The organism is Acidiphilium multivorum AIU301, assembly GCF_000202835.1.
GTDB lineage: Bacteria > Pseudomonadota > Alphaproteobacteria > Acetobacterales > Acetobacteraceae > Acidiphilium > Acidiphilium multivorum.
In genome coordinates this window covers 1,762,922-1,777,986 of sequence record NC_015186.1, presented here as the reverse complement: position 1 = coordinate 1,777,986, position 15,065 = coordinate 1,762,922, and the positions used below count along the sequence as shown (strand labels likewise).

Sequence of the window (15,065 nt, the reverse complement as noted above, 5' to 3'; positions counted from 1 at the left end):
ACCGACATGCCCAGCAATCCCACCGCCGCCATCCTGATCATCGGCAACGAGATCCTCTCCGGCCGGACGCAGGACGTGAACACGAAATTCATCGCCGGCCGCCTGGCCGCGCTCGGCCACCGGCTGGAAGAGGTGCGGGTGGTGCCGGATGTCGCCGAGCGGATCATCCGCGCGGTCAATGAGCTGCGCGCCGCCTATGACAACGTGTTCACCACCGGCGGCATCGGGCCGACGCATGACGACATCACCAGCGAGTGCATCGCCGCCGCCTTCGGCGTGCCCTGGGAAAAGCACCAGGAAAGCTGGGACGCGCTGGAGCGGCATCTCGGCCGCGAGCAGTTCAACGAGGCGCGGCAGCGCATGGCGATGCTGCCGCGCGGCGCCGTGCCGATTCCCAACTCGGTCTCGATCGCGCCGGGGTTCTCCATCGGCAACGTGCATGTGATGGCCGGCGTGCCGCGGATCATGCAGGCGATGTTCGCGGGGCTGGAGACGGTGCTGGCGCGCGGCACGCCGATCGCGATGCGGGCGGTGCACGGGCTGCGGGTGAAGGAAGGCAGCATCGCCGCCGGGCTGTCGGCCATCCAGGCGCGGTACCCGCAGGTCGATGTCGGCAGCTATCCGTTCTACCGCGAGTCCGGCAGCGGGGTGGCCGTCGTCGTCAAGGGCACGGATGTCGAGGCGCTGGAGGCCGCGATCGGCGAGGCGGAGTCGCTGATCGCGGCGGAGGGCATCACGCCGGTCCGGGGCGAACCGCCGGTGTGATGCCCGGTGTGATCAGCGATCGTCGTCGCCGCCGAGCGGCAGGCTGAAGCCGAAGGACAGGCCTGCCGGGAAGGATGGCGCGTAGTAGGCCGGCGGCGGCGGCGCATAATAGGCTGGCGGCGGCGGCGCGTAATAGCGGGGCGGCGGCGGCGGCGCGTAATAGACCGGCGGGGGCGGCGCGTAATAGGCCGGCGGACCGGCGATGCCGATCGAAAAGCTCGGGCCGCCATCCCAGTCCGCGTGGGCGACGCCGGTCGCGGCGAAGGCGACACAGGCGGCCATCGCGCCGCCGACGATGATGCTGGTTCGCTTCATGTAGGCATCTCCTGATCGATGATCGCAATCTGGCAGGAGAATGCGGCGGAATTCGGCGATGGCGCTTTACCGCCGGATGAAATTGCGTTCATCCGGGAGGCTCAGCCCTGGCGCATGCCCACCGCCTCGATGAACAGCGCGACGATCAGCACCGCGAGCACGACGATCGAGATCGCCCAGCGCAGGGCGAGGTAGTTCCCCGGCACGATGTCGCGCCCGCGCCCGACCGTCTCTGCCACGATGGTGGCGAAGAAGCCGGCGATCAGGATCGCGATGGCGAGGCGCGGGGCCTGCGCCAGCGAGAGGACGAGCAGCGCCAGCCAGCCGACCAGCGCCGGCAGCACGCCGAACAGCAGGCGCTGGTTGTTCAGCCGCGCCTCGGGAACCACGCCGCCCGGCTCCAGCGCGAAGCCCCAGTGCACCGCGCCCAGAAAGGCGAGGATGCAGGCGCCGTAATCGATCATCACCGTGGTCGCGAGCGGGGCGCGCGTCGGGTCGGTGACGATGACGGCGAGGCCGGCGAGGAAGGGGATCAGCCCGGCGATACCGAGCAGGACGGCGATGGTGAAGGGAGCGCGGTTCATGCGCGCTTATGTCATGAAATCGAGCCCGATATCCAGCACCCGCGCGCTGTGGGTGAGCCACCCCGCCGAGATCAGGTCGACCCCGGTTTCGGCGATGGCGGGGGCGCTCTCCGGGGTGATCCGGCCGGAGGCCTCGGTGATCGCGCGGCCCTTCGCCATCGCGACGGCGCGGCGCAGCGTGGCGGGGTCCATGTTGTCGAGCAGGACGGCATCCGCCCCGGCCTCCAGCGCCTCGGCGAGCTGGTCGAGCCGGTCGACCTCGCATTCGATCTTCACCAGATGGCCGACCGCGGCACGGGCGCGGCGCACCGCGAGGCCGACGCCGCCGGCGATGGCGATGTGGTTGTCCTTGATCAGCACCGCGTCGTCGAGCCCGAAGCGGTGATTGGCGCCGCCGCCGCAGCGCACGGCGTATTTCTGCAAGGCCCGTAGGCCGGGAATGGTCTTGCGCGTGCAGGTGATCCGCGCCCCGGTATGGGCGATCGCGGCAGCGATGCCGGCTGTGGCGGTAGCGACGCCCGAAAGCTGGCCGAGAAAGTTGAGCGCCGTCCGCTCGGCGGAGAGGATGGCGCGCGCCTTCCCCTCGATCCGCGCGATCACGTCGCCGGGCGCGACGGCGCTGCCATCCGGGATGAGGATGTCGAGCGCCAGCGATGGATCGAGCAGGTCGAAGGCGATGGCGGCGCAGCCGAGGCCGGCGATCGTCCCCGGCTCGCGGGCGACGAAGGCGACGGCGGCGCGGCTGTCGTCCGGGATCACCGCCTCGGCGGTGATGTCGCCGGCGCGGCCGAGATCCTCGAGCAGGGCGGCGCGGACCGCGGGTTCGATCATGATGCGGGGCAACGGGGTCATGCGGCGTGGGGCCTTTGCGCGAGGGCGGCGGCGCGGGCGAGGGCGGCCGCCTGGGTGAGATCGGAATGGCGCGGCTGCGCGGCGCGGGAGGGCGCGTCGGTCCGCGCATGGGCGCCGCGGCTTTCGGCGCGGTGGAGCGCCGCGACGCCGATCATCAGGCCGATCAGCGCGGCATCGTGCGCGGGCGCCAGCGGGGCGAGGCGCTCGATCAGGTGGGACAGGCCGGCGGCGTCGCGCAGCACGCCGAGATGGCGGCTGACGAGGTCGCGCACCAGCGCCGGCGGCGGGACGCGGCGCGGCGGGGCGGCGGGCGCGGTCGTCGCGGCCGCATCGGGTTCGCCGGCGAGCGCGGTTCCGGCATCGGTGCCGGTGACGAAGGCTTCGAGCAGCGAGTTGCTGGCCAGGCGGTTCGCGCCGTGCAGCCCGGTGCAGGCGGCCTCGCCGGCGGCGTAGAGCCCGTCCACGCTCGCGCGGCCCCGCGCGTCCACGGCGATGCCGCCCATGTGGTAATGCGCGACCGGGCGCACCGGGATCGGCTGGCGGGCGGGATCGATCCCGGCGGCGCGGCAGGCGGCGTCGATCGTCGGGAAGCGGGCGGCGAAGCCGGCGCCGAGACGCGTGGCGTCGAGCCTGACGCGATGGCCCTCGGCGAGATGGCGGACAATGGCGCGGGCGACTTCGTCGCGCGGGGCGAGTTCGTCGGTGAAGCGGTGGCCGGTCTCGTCGGTCAGGATGGCGCCCTCGCCGCGCACGGCCTCGGAGATCAGCGGCATCGGCGTGGCGCCGGAATCGAGGCCGGTCGGGTGGAACTGGACGAATTCGAGGTCGCGCAGCACGGCGCCGGCGCGCGCGGCGAGGGCGAGGCCGGTGCCGTCGGCGCCCGGCGGGGTGCTGGTGTGCCGCCACAGCGCGCCGACGCCGCCGGTTGCGATCAGCACGGCGGCGGCGGGGAGATGGACGAGGCCGCCGGCGGTCTCGGCCCAGAGGCCGCGCACCCGGTTCTCCGCGACATCGAGCGCCACGGCGCGGGCGTGTTCGATGATCGTGACATGCGGTGCGGCGCGCACGGCGGCGGCGAGGGCGGTGGTCACGGCGTGGCCGGTGGCATCCTTCACATGGCTGATCCGCCGGCGCGCATGGGCGGCTTCGAGTCCGAGCCCGGCATCGAAGCGCACGCCGTGGGCGCGCAGGGCCTCGATCACGAGCGGCCCCCCGGTGATGATGCGGGAGACGGCGGCGGCGTCGCACAGCCCGTCGCCGGCGGCGAGCGTGTCGGCGATGTGCAGGTCGATGGAGTCGTCGGCGCCGATGGCGGCGGCGATGCCGCCCTGGGCCCAGAGACTGGCGGCGCCGGCATCGAGCGTGCCGGCGGTGAGCAGCCGCACCGGACGCGGCGCGGCGGCCAGGGCGGCGGCGAGGCCGGCGAGGCCGGCGCCGATGATGATCGGGGCGTTCATGGGATCGCGAGCATCCGCCATCAAGGTATCGCGAGCATCCGCTCGACCGCCGCGCGGGCCGGGGCGGCGAGGGCGGGGGCGATCGTCACCGGTTCGGTCATGGTTTCCAGCGCGCGGCGAATGCCGGCCAGGGTGATGCGCTTCATGTGCGGGCAGAGATTGCAGGGCTTGACGAAGGTGGTTCCCGGGCTGGCGGCGGCGATGTTGTCGGCCATCGAGCATTCGGTGATCAGCGCGGCGCGGGCGGGGCGGTGGCGCGCGATGTAGTCGGCGAGGGCGGCGGTGGAGCCGGCGAAATCGGCGGCGGCGACCACCTCCTCCGGGCATTCCGGATGGGCGAGGACGGCGACCCCGTCATGTTGCCGGCGCACCTGCGCGATGTCGGCGGCGGTGAAGCGCTCGTGCACCTCGCAGGCGCCATCCCAGGCGATGATGCGGATGGCGGTCTCGCGCGCGGTGTTGGCGGCGAGGAAGCGGTCCGGCAGCATGATCACCGCGTCGGTTCCTGCGGCGCGGGCGGCGTGCTCGACCACCTTGCGGGCGTTGGCGGAGGTGCAGCAGTAATCCACCTCGGCCTTCACCGCGGCGGAGGTGTTGACATAGGCGATCACCGGCAGGCCCGGATGGCGGGCGCGCAGGCTGCGGACATCGGCGGCGGTGATGCTTTCGGCGAGCGAGCAGCCGGCGCGGGAATCGGGGATCAGCACCGTCTTGTCCGGGTTCAGCAGCTTCGCCGTCTCGGCCATGAAATGCACGCCGGCGACGACGATCACCGATGCGCGCGCCGACATCGCCTCGCGGGCGAGGGCGAGGCTGTCGCCCACGATGTCGGCGACGCCGTGATAGATGTCGGGCGTCTGGTAGTTGTGGGCGAGGATGATCGCGTCGCGCGCCTGCTTGAGGTCGCGGATCGCCGCGATGTCCTCCTGCATCAGCGCCCATTCGGCGGGCGGGACATGCGCCGCGAGCGGCGCGGGAATGGGGGCGGCGGCGAGGGTCATGGCCACATCCTTATGCTCGATATGAGCATATTATGAGCGGTTTTCCGGGCGAAAATCGACCGGTTCGACGCCTCTTATAGTGGATGTGAGTATAATGGGGTCAAGGTCTGGAGAGCGGCGGGCGGCTGCCGGTCATGGCCCGTTCGTCGCGGATGGCGCTGCGGAAGCGGAACAGCTTGGCCGGGCGGCCCGGGCCATTCGCGAAGTCTCCGGTTTCTTCCAGCAGGTTCTGGCTTTCGATGAGGCGCCGGAAATTCTGCTTGTGCAGGGGCTGGCCGCCGATGGCTTCAATGCAGCGTTGCAGATCGAGCAGGGAAAACCGCTCCGGCATCAACTCGAAAACGGCGGGCCGGGCGCGCAGCCGGGCGCGCAGCCGGCTGATCGCGGTGGCGAGGATGCGCCGGTGGTCGGCGGCGAGCGTCGCGCCCGGGGCGAAGTCGCCATGCGCCGGCCGGCCGTCGCGCGCGGCCTCGCGCACCAGCCCGGCCTCGTAGAGGAGTTCGTAGCGGTCGAGCGCCAGATCCTCCTGCCAGGGCGCGCCGTCGAGCCCGAAGCAGCGGGCGATGCGGGCGCGCCGCGTCGGCTCCGTGCCCGCCCAGCTTCGCAGGCCGGGTTCGATCCGTGCCAGGGCGTCGTTCGCGGTGCGGCGGTCTTCCCAGGGAAAATAGCGGTACCAGTCCTGCCAGGAGACCTGGCCGCCGAGCCGCGCCCGCGTCTCGCTGCTCAGGGCGAGGTAGGAGATCGAGATGCTGCGCCCGGCGCGGCTGCGGCCGGCGTCGGCGAAGGTGTAGAGTTGCTCCACATGGCCGAGCGGATGCCCGGTCTGGCGTTCCACCCGGTCGCGCAGCCCGGCCTGCAGCGAGCGATGGGCCGATTCGAGCGGGCCGGCGGGCAGGGCGCTGCCATCGAGCAGGGTGAGGACGCGGGGGGTTGCGTCGGTGACGGCGACGACGACGGCGATCAGTTCGGCATGGATCGGGTCGGCGGCGCCGCTCACGGCTTCATCATCCGGAAGGCGAGGCGGGCGGCGAGGCCGCGGGGCGCGAAGCGGGTGCCGAAGGCCATCGCCGCGTTGCTCCGCCCGGCGACGACGCTGGAGCGCCCGGCGAGCAGCGCCGCGATGCCGATCCGCGCGACCTCGGCGCTGGTCATCGCGCTGCGCCTGGTGAAGGCGGAGCGGGTCTGGCCGGCGGCGTCGAAGAACTCGGTTTCGGTGACGCCGGGGCAGAGCACCGTGGTGCGCACGCCGCGCCCGGACAACTCGACATTCAGCGATTCGCCGAGCGAGAGGACATAGGATTTGGTCGCGGCATAGGCGGCGTAGAGCGGCACCGGCTGGAAGGCGGCGGTGGAGGCGACCATCATGATCCGGCCCCAGCCACGCGCGGCCATGGGAGTGGCGAACAGCCGGGTGAGATGGGTCAGGGCGGTGATGTTGACCGCTAGCATCGCCTCGGTCCGCGCCCATTCGGCTTCGGCGAAGGCGCCGAAGACGCCGAGCCCGGCATTGTTCACCAGAATGTCGATGGTGGGGAAACGCTCGGCCAGGGCGAGGCGGCCGGCCTCGTCGGCGAGGTCGGCGGCGGCGGTTTCGGCGGTGACGCCGAACAGGCGGCATTCGGCGGCCAGCGAATCGAGCCGGTCCTGCCGCCGCGCGGTGAGCACGAGGTCGGCGCCGCGCTGGGCGAGCTGGCGGGCAAGATCGGCGCCGATGCCGCTGGAAGCCCCGGTGACGAGGGCGCGGCGGCCACGGAAAGCGTCGGTCATTGATCCGTCTCCTTTAATAGATCATGATGCCAGCGCAGGAAGGCCGGCGCAATTCGCCCGGCCCGCCGGAGCCGATGGCTTCGGCCGCGACCGGTGACGCCGGCGCGGAACAGGGCGGCTGATACCAAAAGAGAGGAAACCTCATGACATTTTCGATTCGCGTGGCGGGGCTGCTGGTGGCGGCCGGGATTGCGGGCGGCGCCGTGGCGCAGGCGCAGTCGCCCAACGTTCCGCTGGCGACGCGCGACATGACGCAGATGCTCACCGCGATCGGGCATTCCAGCTACGCGGACTTCGTCGCGCCGGCGACGACGGTGTTCAAGGCGCATGTCGATCCCAAGAAATTCCCCGTTCAGGCGGCCGAGATCAATGCGAAGATCCCGCTCGGGCAGCCCTTCTCGGTGAAATACCTGACCACGCAGCGCGTCGGTCCGACGGTGGGTTACATCTTCGAGGTGACGCTGCATGACGGCGACCAGGTCCTCACCGACCTTACCCTGAACAACGGCAAGGTCGCGAGCTTCCACCTGCTCTGAGGCGCATCGCACCCGGCGGTCAGGCGCCGCCGGGTCGCCAGAGCGTGTCGGCCCGGCCTTCGTCGTTCAGCAGGCGGGCGAGGATGAACATCACGTCCGACAGGCGGTTGAGGTAGGGGATCGGGATGTCCGAAACACCCGCCTCGGCGGCGAGGGCGACCAGTTCGCGCTCGGCGCGCCGCGCCGCGGTGCGGGCGAGATGCGCGCGCGCCGCGGCTTCGGTGCCGCCGGGCAGGATGAAACTGGTGAGCGGGGCGAGCCGCGCGTTCCAGTCGGCGGCGGCCGAGTCGAGCCGGGCGAGATAGGTTTCGGTCAGGCGTGACGGCCGGGCCGGGTCGGGCGGGGCGGCGAGTTCGGCGCCGATGTCGAACAGGTCGTTCTGGATGGCGGCGAGCACGCGATCGACCGCCGGCAGTCCGGCGCAGGCCACGCGCAGGAATCCGATCGCCGTGTTGGCCTCGTCCAGCGCGCCGAACACCGCGATGCGCCTGTGGCTCTTGGCGACGCGGGAGCCGTCGGCCAGCGAGGTTTCGCCGCGATCGCCGCCGCGGGTCACGATCGTGTCCAGTTTCACCATGTGGCGTGCCTCATTTCACCATGATCCCCTCGTGCTTGGCCTTGTTGTCCGGCTCGACGTGAATCGTGATGATCACGCCGGCCATCTCCCGCCGCAGGGCAGCCTCGATACGGTCGCATATGGCGTGGGATTCGGCGACCGTCATGCCCCCGGGGACGACGAGGTGGAATTCGAGGAAGCGCGACTGGCCGGCCTCGCGCATGCGCATGTCGTGCGCCTCGATCGCGCCGGCGGCGTGGATGGCGACCAGATGGCGGATGCGCTCGACCATTTCGGGCGGCGGCGCGCGGTCGAGCAGGGCGCTGAGGGCGCGCAGCACGGTCCGCCCGCCCATGAAGGCGATCTGCGCGGCGACGGCGATGGCGATGAGCGGATCGAGCACCGGCAGGTTGGCCAGAATGGCGAGCGAGAGCCCGCCGATGATGCCGAGGGTGGTGATGGCGTCGGCGATCAGGTGGGCCTGGTCGGCGGCCAGCGCCGGGAACTTCCGCGTCGCGCCGGAACGGCCGAGCGCGAGCGCCCAGAGCGCGTTCACCACGCCGCCCGCCGCGTTCAGGCCGAGACCGAGTTCCGGTGCGACGGGCAGGCGGGGGGCAAGGATGGTGCTCGCGGCGCGCTCGAGGATCAGTACCGCGGCGAAGATGATCATCCCGCCCTCGGCGACCGCGCTGAGCAGCTCGGCCTTGGCATGGCCGTAGGGATGCTCGGAATCGGCGGGCTTGGCGGCGGCCTTGAGCGCGATCATGACCATGACGGCGGCGAAGACGTTCACCAGCGATTCCAGGGCGTCGGAATAGAGTGCCGCGGAATGGCTCACGCGCCAGGCGGCCGCCTTGAGGCCAAGCGAGACGAAGCCGACGACGACGCTGCCGGCGGCGAGGCGAAACGGGACGCGCATGGGTGTTCGGGCCGATCCTTCTGCCGGTGCTGGTGCCGGAAGCCCCGCTCGATCCACATGATCAGGCGGGCATCCCTATCCGATCGGACAAGCCGGTCCGACCGGAAGATGCTCTAGCCCAACCCGGCGGCGGATGAAACCGCCGGCGCCGGTCAGGCCGAGCGGCGCGCCGGGACCGCGGCCAGCGTGGCTGCCGGCAGCCAGACGCGGCAGGTCGTGCCCTCGCCCTCGACACTGTCGATCAGCAGGCGGCCGCGATGGCGCATCACGACATGCTTGACGATGGCAAGGCCGAGCCCGGTGCCGCCCACCGCGCGGGCGCGGCCCTTGTCCGCCCGGTAGAAGCGCTCGGTCAGGCGCGGCAGATGCTCGCGGGCGATGCCCGGCCCGTCGTCAACGACCGATACGAGGACGCCGGGCTGGTTGAAATCGGCATCCGGCGTCGCGTGCGCCGTCATCACCACGGTTCCGCCGGCGGCGCCGTGCTTGAGCGCGCTGTATTTGACGGCATTGTCGATCAGGTTGCCGAAGACCAGGGTGAGCTGGCCGGAATCGCCGGGCAGGGCGGGCAGGTCGGCGGCGATGTCGAGCGTCAGGGTGGCGGACGCCTTTTCGAGAACCGGCTCCATGAAGCCGGCGACCTGGCGCAGCACCGGCCCGATCTCGATCTGTTCGGCGGGGGGCTGGTGCTCGGTCATCTCGATTCGCGACAGGCTGAGCAGGTCGGCGATGATCCGCTGCATCCGCTCCGCCTGTTCGGCCATGATGGCGAGGAAGCGCGGCAGGGCCTCGGCATCGCCCAGGGCGGGGCCGCGCAGGGTTTCGATGAAGCCGATCAGGCTGGTCAGCGGCGTGCGCAGCTCGTGGCTCGCATTGGCCACGAAATCGGCCCGCATCCGGTTCAGCTCGCGCTCGCGCGTGCGGTCGGCCAGCAGGATGTAGATCGGCGCGGCGCGGCCGGTATCGCCGCTGCGTATGACGGTCGCGTCGAGGTCGCGCGGCACCGGTGTTGCGAGCGAGATGGTCGCGCGCACCGGCTGCTCGGCCAGCTCGACCTCCGCCAGCGCGGCGCGGAGCTGCGGATGGCGGAGCAGGGCGGATTCCTCGGCGCCATAGGCGCGGACCGCCGCGGGATTCCGCCAGACGATTCGCCGCGCGCCGGGCGGGCCGTCGAGCTGGAACAGCGCGTCGGGCAGGCGGTTGAGCAGCGAATGGCTGTAATTCGCATCGGCGGTGACGGCCTCGCGGGACTGGCGCTCGGCCGCGATCGTGTGGATGATGCGTTGGGCGAGATTGGTGAGCCCGGGCGTGATCAGCCGGAGTTCGGCGGGAGCCGAGGCGGCGAGCGCCTCGCTGAAGCGCCGCAGGTCGCGCGCGAGCACGACGCCGGCGGCGACCGACCAGACGGCGCAGCCGGCGAGCCAGCCGGCACCTTCCCAGGCGGGAATCGCGCCGGCCAGCATCAGCGCGACGAGTACCGCCGCGGGCGGGCCGCCGAGCCAGGCCGCGATCGTGGCGATCGGACGCCGCATGAGGGCCCCGTCAGGCGTTCGGCGGCGATGCCGGCGAGGGCAGCGTCTGCGGCGCCGGCGAGACGATCTTCGGTCCGCCGGGTTCGACGCGGAACACCGCGAGGCCGCGCTCCACATGTCCGTCCGGCAGCAGCCGCATCACGCCGTCGGTGCCGGCGAAGCCGGTCGGGTTGGTGAGGACCGCGGTGGTATAGCCGCCCTCATGCGCGGCCAGCACCGCGATCGCCGCGGCGTCGAACGCGACCTTGTCGATCGAGGGCGGCTTGCCGCCGCCATAGGTCGCCTCGAATTTCTGTTCGAAGGGAAGGCCGGCGGCGGGATCGGGCGCGGCATAGAGCGCGCCGCGCAGCGCATCGTGCGTGGCCATCGCCTTCGCCTTGCTGGCCCAGAGCGCCGGGCCGAGCAGCTGCACCTGCGGCGGGCCGGCCTCGTAATAGGGCAGGAAGGTCTGCAGTTCGGCCAGATCCTCGCCGGTCGCGCCGAGCAGGAGCGCATCGAAGGGGGGCGGCGGCACCGGCTCGGTGCGCAGCTTGTCGGCGAGGCGCCGGCCGGCCGCATTGTCCTGGTCGCGGGCGGCGCGGATCCGGGCCATCAGTCCGGCGCCGCGGCTGTCGAATTGCGAGATGCTGCGGGTCGTCGCGTTCAGGCTGGCAAAGGAGGCGGAGTAATAGCCGATGCGCGGTGGCGGCGTGCCGAGACGCGCCGCGGTCTGGCGCAGGGCGGCGGCCATGAGCCGGCCGAACTGGCCTTCCGGCAGGATCGCGGCCGTGCGGGTGCGCCCGCTCTCGATCGCGTAGGACACGACCCGGCTGACCTGCTGGTCCGGCGAGATGCCCATCGGCCAGACGCCGGGTTGCGCGATGCTGTTGTCGTTGGTGAAGGCCAGGACATTGACGCCCGCGGCCTGGGCGATCGGCGCAACGGCCTGGGTCTCGCCCTTGGTGAGCGGGCCGAGGATGAGGCCGGCGCCATCATTGATCGCGGCATGCGCGGCGGCGGCGGCGCCCGAGGGCGTGCCGCCGGTGTTCTCGATGTCGAGTCGCGGCGCGCCATGGGTGGAAAAGGCGAGCTTGACGGATTGCTCGATCGACCGGCCGATCCCGGCATAGGGCCCGCTGAGCGGCACCAGAAGCGCCACGGGGCCGTGCCGCTGGCCCAGATCGGGGCTGGTCATGCCCTGGGCCGTCCCCCCGACGTTCGAGACCGGGGGGGACGTCACGGTGCTGCATCCCGCCAGCGCCAGGGCCGCCAAGGTTGCCAATACCAGTGTCACAGGCGTTAATGTCCGGCGTGACATCCGAAACTCCTTCCTCATCATCCGACGCGCTCTCCCGCCGGCAACCCGATCTTGTGCTGGTTTCCACGCCAATCGGCAACCTCGGCGATCTGTCGCCGCGCGCGGTCGGGGCGCTGCGCGACGCCGACATGATATTGTGCGAGGATACAAGGGTTACAGCGCCCCTGCTGGCCCAGCACGGCATCGTCACGAAACTGCAGTCGTTCCATGATCATAACGAGGAATCGCGGACCGCGTCGCTGATCGCGATGATGCAGGACGGGCGGCGGCTGGCGCTGGTCAGCGATGCCGGCGCGCCGCTGATCGCCGATCCCGGATACCGTCTGGTGCGCGCCGCCATCGAGGCGGGGCTCGCGGTCAGCGCCGTGCCGGGGCCGAATGCCGCGCTCATGGCGCTGGCGCTGTCCGGCCTGCCGCCGCATCCCTTCCTGTTCAATGGCTTCCTGCCGCCGCGCGCGGCCGCTCGGCGCAGCGCGCTGCAGCGGGTGGTCGCCGCCGAGCATGCCGGACTGTCGGCGACGCTGGTCTTCTACGAGGCGCCTCACCGGCTGGCCGCCTGCCTTGAGGACTGTCTGGCCGTGCTTGGCGACCGCCCCGCCGCCGTGGGGCGGGAGCTGACGAAGCGATTCGAGGAGGTGCGGCGCGGCGGGCTCGCGGCGCTCGCGGCGCATTACGCGGCCCATGAGGCGCGCGGCGAGATCACGCTGGTGATCGGGCCGGCGCCGCAGACGAGCGCTTCGGAGGAGGAGCTGGACGAGGCGCTCGGCGAGGCCCTCGCGCGGATGACGATCAGGGATGCCGCGGCCTTCGTGGCGCGGGAACTCGACCTGCCGCGCAAGCAGGTCTATGCGCGCGCGCTCAGCCTGAAGGCGGGCTCACCGTGAGCCGGAGCAGTTCCGGATGGAACAGGTAAGGCACCGCATACAGGATCGCGACGCCCAGGTTCACGACGAGCAGCAGGGCGATCGCCTTCCACCAGTTGGTCTTGAGGCCGGTGCGCAGGATGAAGGCCTGCAGCCATAGCATGTAGGCCCCGATCATGCCGGCGGACATCGCGAGCGCGGCCGGCAGGCCGACGCCCATCGACACCAACCCGTCATTGACCACCATGGCGGCCGGGATGAGCACGAAGATGATCCAGATCGACCAGTTGAGCGCCGTGCTGGTGGTCAGCCAGCGTTCCTGCCGGCCGAGCCGCCGCGCGGCGAACTCGACGATCACCGGCTGGAGCAGGACGCCGCAGAGGCGGGAGAGCATCAGCGACGCGGCATAGACCCAGTATCCGCGCAGGCCGAGCAGGGCGGCGCCGACCAGCGGAAACGCGATGAGGGGCGCGATCGATGCGGAAAACGCGGCCGGGGTGTTGCGGAATTCCCGGAACGCCTCGACCCGCCCGAGCGCCAGGCCGACCAGACCGCGCAGCGTGCCGAGGACCGAGGTGGCGAAACCGTCGTTGCCGTTCATCGGAACACGCGGTCCAGGATCCGGCCGTAGATTTCGGCCAGCGCGCGCAGCTCGCTCACCGGCACGGCCTCGTCCACCCGGTGCATCGAGGTGCCGACCAGGCCGAATTCGGCGACGGGGCAGTGCGCGGCGATGAAGCGGGCATCCGACGTGCCGCCGCCGGTGTCGAGCTTCGGCGTGATGCCGGTCACCGCCGCCACCGCCTCGCTGAACAGCGTGGTCACGGGGCCGGGTTCGGTCAGGAAGGCCTCGCCGCTGATGCCGATGTCGCAGGCGGCGCCGGGGGCGTGGCGGGCCACGGTATCGCGGATCCAGGCGGCGAGATCGGGGCCGGTGTGGCGGTCGTTGAAACGGATGTTCAGCCGGGCCGAGGCGCTCGCCGGGATCACGTTGCCGGCCTTGTTTCCGGTATCGACGCTGGTGATCTGCAGCGATGAGGGCTCGAACCACGCGGTTCCCTCGTCAAGCGTCGTGGCGCGCAGGGCTTCGAGTGCCGGAATCAGGCGATGGAGCGGATTGTCGGCCAGATGGGGGTAGGCGACATGGCCTTGCACGCCGCGAACCGTCACATGCGCCGAAATCGAGCCGCGCCGGCCGATCTTGATCGTGTCGCCGAGCCGGGCGCGGCAGGTCGGCTCGCCGACCAGGCAGAATTCCGGCAGGGCACCGGAGGCGGCGAGATGGTCGAGAATGCGCCGGGTGCCGTCCACGGCATCGCCTTCCTCATCGCCGGTGATGAGGAGCGAGATCGTGCCTGCATGATTTGCCGGGCGGGCGGCGAGGGCGGCGACGAAGGCGGCGATGGCGCCCTTCATGTCGACCGCGCCGCGTCCGAACAGCAGGCCGTCCTCGATGACGGCCGCGAAGGGGTCGTGGCGCCACCCCTCGCCCGGCGGCACGACGTCGGTATGGCCGGCAAAGCCGAAATGCGGGCTGCCTGAGCCGCGGCGTGCGACGAGGTTGCTCACCTCGCCGAAGCGCAGCCATTCGATCGAGAATCCCAGGGCGTCCAGCGCCCTCGCGAGAACGGTCTGGGCGCCATCGTCCTCGGGGGTGACCGAGCGGCTGCGCAGCAGGTCCCGCGCGAGGGGAACGGGATCGGCCTCGGTCACGCCCGCAGCAACTCGTTGATCGCGGTCTTCGACCGTGTCTGGGCGTCGACCCGCTTGACGATCACGGCGCAGGCGAGGGACGGGCCCGGAGTTCCGTCCGGCAGCGGCTTGCCGGGCATGGTGCCTGGCACGACGACGGAATAGGCCGGCACGCGGCCATAGATCACTTCGCCGGTCGTCCGGTCGACGATTCGGGTGGAGGCGCCGAGGAACACGCCCATGGAGAGCACGGCGCCGCGCTCCACGATCACGCCTTCGGCAACTTCGGAACGGGCGCCGATGAAGCAGTCGTCCTCGATGATCACGGGGTTGGCCTGCAGCGGCTCGAGCACGCCGCCGATTCCCACGCCGCCGCTGATGTGGCAGTTGCGGCCAACCTGCGCGCAGGAGCCCACCGTGGACCAGGTATCGATCATCGTGTCCTCGCCGACCCGGGCGCCGGCATTGATGAAACAGGGCATCAGCACGGTATTGCGGCCGACATGCGCCGAATGGCGGACGACGGCGCCGGGCACCGCGCGGATGCCGGCGGCGGCGAAGCGCGCATCGTCCCAGTCGCCGAACTTCATCGGGACCTTGTCGAACACGGGCGCGCCGCCGGCGCCCGGCATGGTGCGGTTGGGCAGCAGGCGGAAGGACATGAGGATCGCCTGCTTGAGCCATTGATGGACGACCCAGCCGCCCGGGCCGGGCTCGGCAACCCTCAGTTCGCCCCGATCGAGACGGGCGAGCGCATCGCTGACGGCCTCCCGGTCGGATCCCTGATAGGCCGGACTGAGCTGGTCGCGGCGTTCCCAGGCGGCGGTGACGGCGGCGGCGAGTTGCGTGTGGTCCATCGGCAGGCGTTCCGTATCTTGTGTGGGCGCGACCATGCTGAGCAGGGTCGCGCCTGTCAATCCGGTGGTAAT

17 protein-coding genes are annotated in these 15,065 nt (G+C 71.4%); 3 read left to right on the top strand and 14 right to left on the bottom strand.

Features of this window, described 5'->3' with window-relative positions:
- Nucleotides 1-6 precede the first annotated feature (6 nt).
- On the top strand, nt 7-765 hold the full coding sequence (locus ACMV_RS07905; RefSeq protein WP_011942324.1) for a competence/damage-inducible protein A: 759 nt from the start codon (nt 7-9) through the stop codon (nt 763-765).
- Between the two features lie 12 nt (nt 766-777).
- Here ACMV_RS07905 and ACMV_RS07900 read toward each other — a convergent pair whose 3' ends face one another.
- From ACMV_RS07900 to ACMV_RS07870, 7 genes are all read right to left on the bottom strand, one after another.
- Nucleotides 778-1,080 (bottom strand): hypothetical protein, encoded by a 303-nt coding sequence (locus tag ACMV_RS07900; protein WP_007423360.1) that lies wholly within the window; start codon nt 1,078-1,080, stop codon nt 778-780.
- A gap of 101 nt (nt 1,081-1,181) precedes the next feature.
- Nucleotides 1,182-1,664, bottom strand: a complete 483-nt coding sequence (locus ACMV_RS07895) for a DUF3429 domain-containing protein (protein WP_013640071.1) — start codon at nt 1,662-1,664, stop codon at nt 1,182-1,184.
- Between the two features lie 6 nt (nt 1,665-1,670).
- Entirely contained in the window at nt 1,671-2,516 is an 846-nt protein-coding gene (nadC, locus tag ACMV_RS07890; protein WP_011942321.1) for a carboxylating nicotinate-nucleotide diphosphorylase, read from the bottom strand.
- The gene (locus ACMV_RS07885) at nt 2,513-3,973 is read right to left on the bottom strand and encodes an L-aspartate oxidase (protein ID WP_231844506.1); all 1,461 of its coding nucleotides are present in this window, start codon (nt 3,971-3,973) and stop codon (nt 2,513-2,515) included. The genes nadC and ACMV_RS07885 overlap by 4 nt, the downstream gene beginning before the upstream one ends.
- 20 nt (nt 3,974-3,993) lie before the next feature.
- Nucleotides 3,994-4,974, bottom strand: a complete 981-nt coding sequence (gene nadA / locus ACMV_RS07880; RefSeq protein ID WP_011942319.1) for a quinolinate synthase NadA — start codon at nt 4,972-4,974, stop codon at nt 3,994-3,996.
- A 100-nt stretch (nt 4,975-5,074) separates the two neighbouring features.
- Nucleotides 5,075-5,971: an NUDIX hydrolase gene (locus ACMV_RS07875; protein WP_011942318.1), complete on the bottom strand. Its 897-nt coding sequence runs from the start codon at nt 5,969-5,971 to the stop codon at nt 5,075-5,077.
- Nucleotides 5,968-6,741 carry an SDR family NAD(P)-dependent oxidoreductase gene (locus ACMV_RS07870; RefSeq protein WP_013640069.1) on the bottom strand — a complete coding sequence of 258 codons (774 nt, stop codon included), beginning with the start codon at nt 6,739-6,741 and terminating at the stop codon, nt 5,968-5,970. The genes ACMV_RS07875 and ACMV_RS07870 overlap by 4 nt, the downstream gene beginning before the upstream one ends.
- A gap of 143 nt (nt 6,742-6,884) precedes the next feature.
- Here ACMV_RS07870 and ACMV_RS07865 point away from each other — a divergent pair, with 143 nt between their 5' ends.
- Nucleotides 6,885-7,277 (top strand): hypothetical protein, encoded by a 393-nt coding sequence (locus tag ACMV_RS07865; RefSeq protein ID WP_007423777.1) that lies wholly within the window; start codon nt 6,885-6,887, stop codon nt 7,275-7,277.
- Between the two features lie 19 nt (nt 7,278-7,296).
- On the opposite strand, the gene ACMV_RS07860 is transcribed toward ACMV_RS07865, so the two are convergent.
- From ACMV_RS07860 to ACMV_RS07845, 4 genes are all read right to left on the bottom strand, one after another.
- Nucleotides 7,297-7,854, bottom strand: coding sequence for a cob(I)yrinic acid a,c-diamide adenosyltransferase (locus tag ACMV_RS07860; RefSeq protein ID WP_007423778.1), 558 nt, complete (start codon nt 7,852-7,854; stop codon nt 7,297-7,299).
- Nucleotides 7,855-7,864: 10 nt separating this feature from the next.
- Nucleotides 7,865-8,752: a cation diffusion facilitator family transporter gene (locus tag ACMV_RS07855; protein ID WP_013640068.1), complete on the bottom strand. Its 888-nt coding sequence runs from the start codon at nt 8,750-8,752 to the stop codon at nt 7,865-7,867.
- A 152-nt stretch (nt 8,753-8,904) separates the two neighbouring features.
- Nucleotides 8,905-10,284 carry a sensor histidine kinase gene (locus ACMV_RS07850; RefSeq protein WP_011942314.1) on the bottom strand — a complete coding sequence of 460 codons (1,380 nt, stop codon included), beginning with the start codon at nt 10,282-10,284 and terminating at the stop codon, nt 8,905-8,907.
- A 10-nt stretch (nt 10,285-10,294) separates the two neighbouring features.
- Nucleotides 10,295-11,503 carry a penicillin-binding protein activator gene (locus ACMV_RS07845; protein WP_041665265.1) on the bottom strand — a complete coding sequence of 403 codons (1,209 nt, stop codon included), beginning with the start codon at nt 11,501-11,503 and terminating at the stop codon, nt 10,295-10,297.
- A gap of 62 nt (nt 11,504-11,565) precedes the next feature.
- On the opposite strand from ACMV_RS07845, the gene rsmI reads away from it, so the two are divergent.
- Nucleotides 11,566-12,465 (top strand): 16S rRNA (cytidine(1402)-2'-O)-methyltransferase, encoded by a 900-nt coding sequence (gene rsmI, locus ACMV_RS07840; RefSeq protein WP_011942312.1) that lies wholly within the window; start codon nt 11,566-11,568, stop codon nt 12,463-12,465.
- Here rsmI and ACMV_RS07835 read toward each other — a convergent pair.
- The 3 genes from ACMV_RS07835 to dapD are packed head-to-tail and all read right to left on the bottom strand — an operon-like array spanning nt 12,440 to nt 14,993.
- Nucleotides 12,440-13,045: a hypothetical protein gene (locus ACMV_RS07835; RefSeq protein ID WP_011942311.1), complete on the bottom strand. Its 606-nt coding sequence runs from the start codon at nt 13,043-13,045 to the stop codon at nt 12,440-12,442. The two genes, rsmI and ACMV_RS07835, sit on opposite strands and share 26 nt — an antisense overlap.
- On the bottom strand, nt 13,042-14,157 hold the full coding sequence (gene dapE, locus ACMV_RS07830; RefSeq protein ID WP_011942310.1) for a succinyl-diaminopimelate desuccinylase: 1,116 nt from the start codon (nt 14,155-14,157) through the stop codon (nt 13,042-13,044). Before dapE ends, ACMV_RS07835 begins: the two co-directional genes overlap by 4 nt.
- Complete coding sequence (gene dapD / locus ACMV_RS07825) at nt 14,154-14,993, bottom strand: 2,3,4,5-tetrahydropyridine-2,6-dicarboxylate N-succinyltransferase (RefSeq protein ID WP_013640065.1); 840 nt, start codon at nt 14,991-14,993, stop codon at nt 14,154-14,156. The genes dapE and dapD overlap by 4 nt, the downstream gene beginning before the upstream one ends.
- Nucleotides 14,994-15,065 lie beyond the last annotated feature (72 nt).

What these genes read in the sequence shown, in the direction of transcription:
- ACMV_RS07855 (WP_013640068.1), bottom strand. Translation starts at nt 8,752, where the DNA reads ATGCGCGTCCCGTTTCGCCTCGCCGCCGGCAGCGTCGTCGTCGGCTTC.
- rsmI (WP_011942312.1), top strand. Translation starts at nt 11,566, where the DNA reads ATGTCCGGCGTGACATCCGAAACTCCTTCCTCATCATCCGACGCGCTC.
- ACMV_RS07895 (WP_013640071.1), bottom strand. Translation starts at nt 1,664, where the DNA reads ATGAACCGCGCTCCCTTCACCATCGCCGTCCTGCTCGGTATCGCCGGG.
- ACMV_RS07835 (WP_011942311.1), bottom strand. Translation starts at nt 13,045, where the DNA reads ATGAACGGCAACGACGGTTTCGCCACCTCGGTCCTCGGCACGCTGCGC.
- nadC (WP_011942321.1), bottom strand. Translation starts at nt 2,516, where the DNA reads ATGACCCCGTTGCCCCGCATCATGATCGAACCCGCGGTCCGCGCCGCC.
- ACMV_RS07850 (WP_011942314.1), bottom strand. Translation starts at nt 10,284, where the DNA reads ATGCGGCGTCCGATCGCCACGATCGCGGCCTGGCTCGGCGGCCCGCCC.
- ACMV_RS07885 (WP_231844506.1), bottom strand. Translation starts at nt 3,973, where the DNA reads ATGAACGCCCCGATCATCATCGGCGCCGGCCTCGCCGGCCTCGCCGCC.
- ACMV_RS07865 (WP_007423777.1), top strand. Translation starts at nt 6,885, where the DNA reads ATGACATTTTCGATTCGCGTGGCGGGGCTGCTGGTGGCGGCCGGGATT.
- ACMV_RS07900 (WP_007423360.1), bottom strand. Translation starts at nt 1,080, where the DNA reads ATGAAGCGAACCAGCATCATCGTCGGCGGCGCGATGGCCGCCTGTGTC.
- ACMV_RS07860 (WP_007423778.1), bottom strand. Translation starts at nt 7,854, where the DNA reads ATGGTGAAACTGGACACGATCGTGACCCGCGGCGGCGATCGCGGCGAA.
- ACMV_RS07870 (WP_013640069.1), bottom strand. Translation starts at nt 6,741, where the DNA reads ATGACCGACGCTTTCCGTGGCCGCCGCGCCCTCGTCACCGGGGCTTCC.
- dapD (WP_013640065.1), bottom strand. Translation starts at nt 14,993, where the DNA reads ATGGACCACACGCAACTCGCCGCCGCCGTCACCGCCGCCTGGGAACGC.
- nadA (WP_011942319.1), bottom strand. Translation starts at nt 4,974, where the DNA reads ATGACCCTCGCCGCCGCCCCCATTCCCGCGCCGCTCGCGGCGCATGTC.
- ACMV_RS07905 (WP_011942324.1), top strand. Translation starts at nt 7, where the DNA reads ATGCCCAGCAATCCCACCGCCGCCATCCTGATCATCGGCAACGAGATC.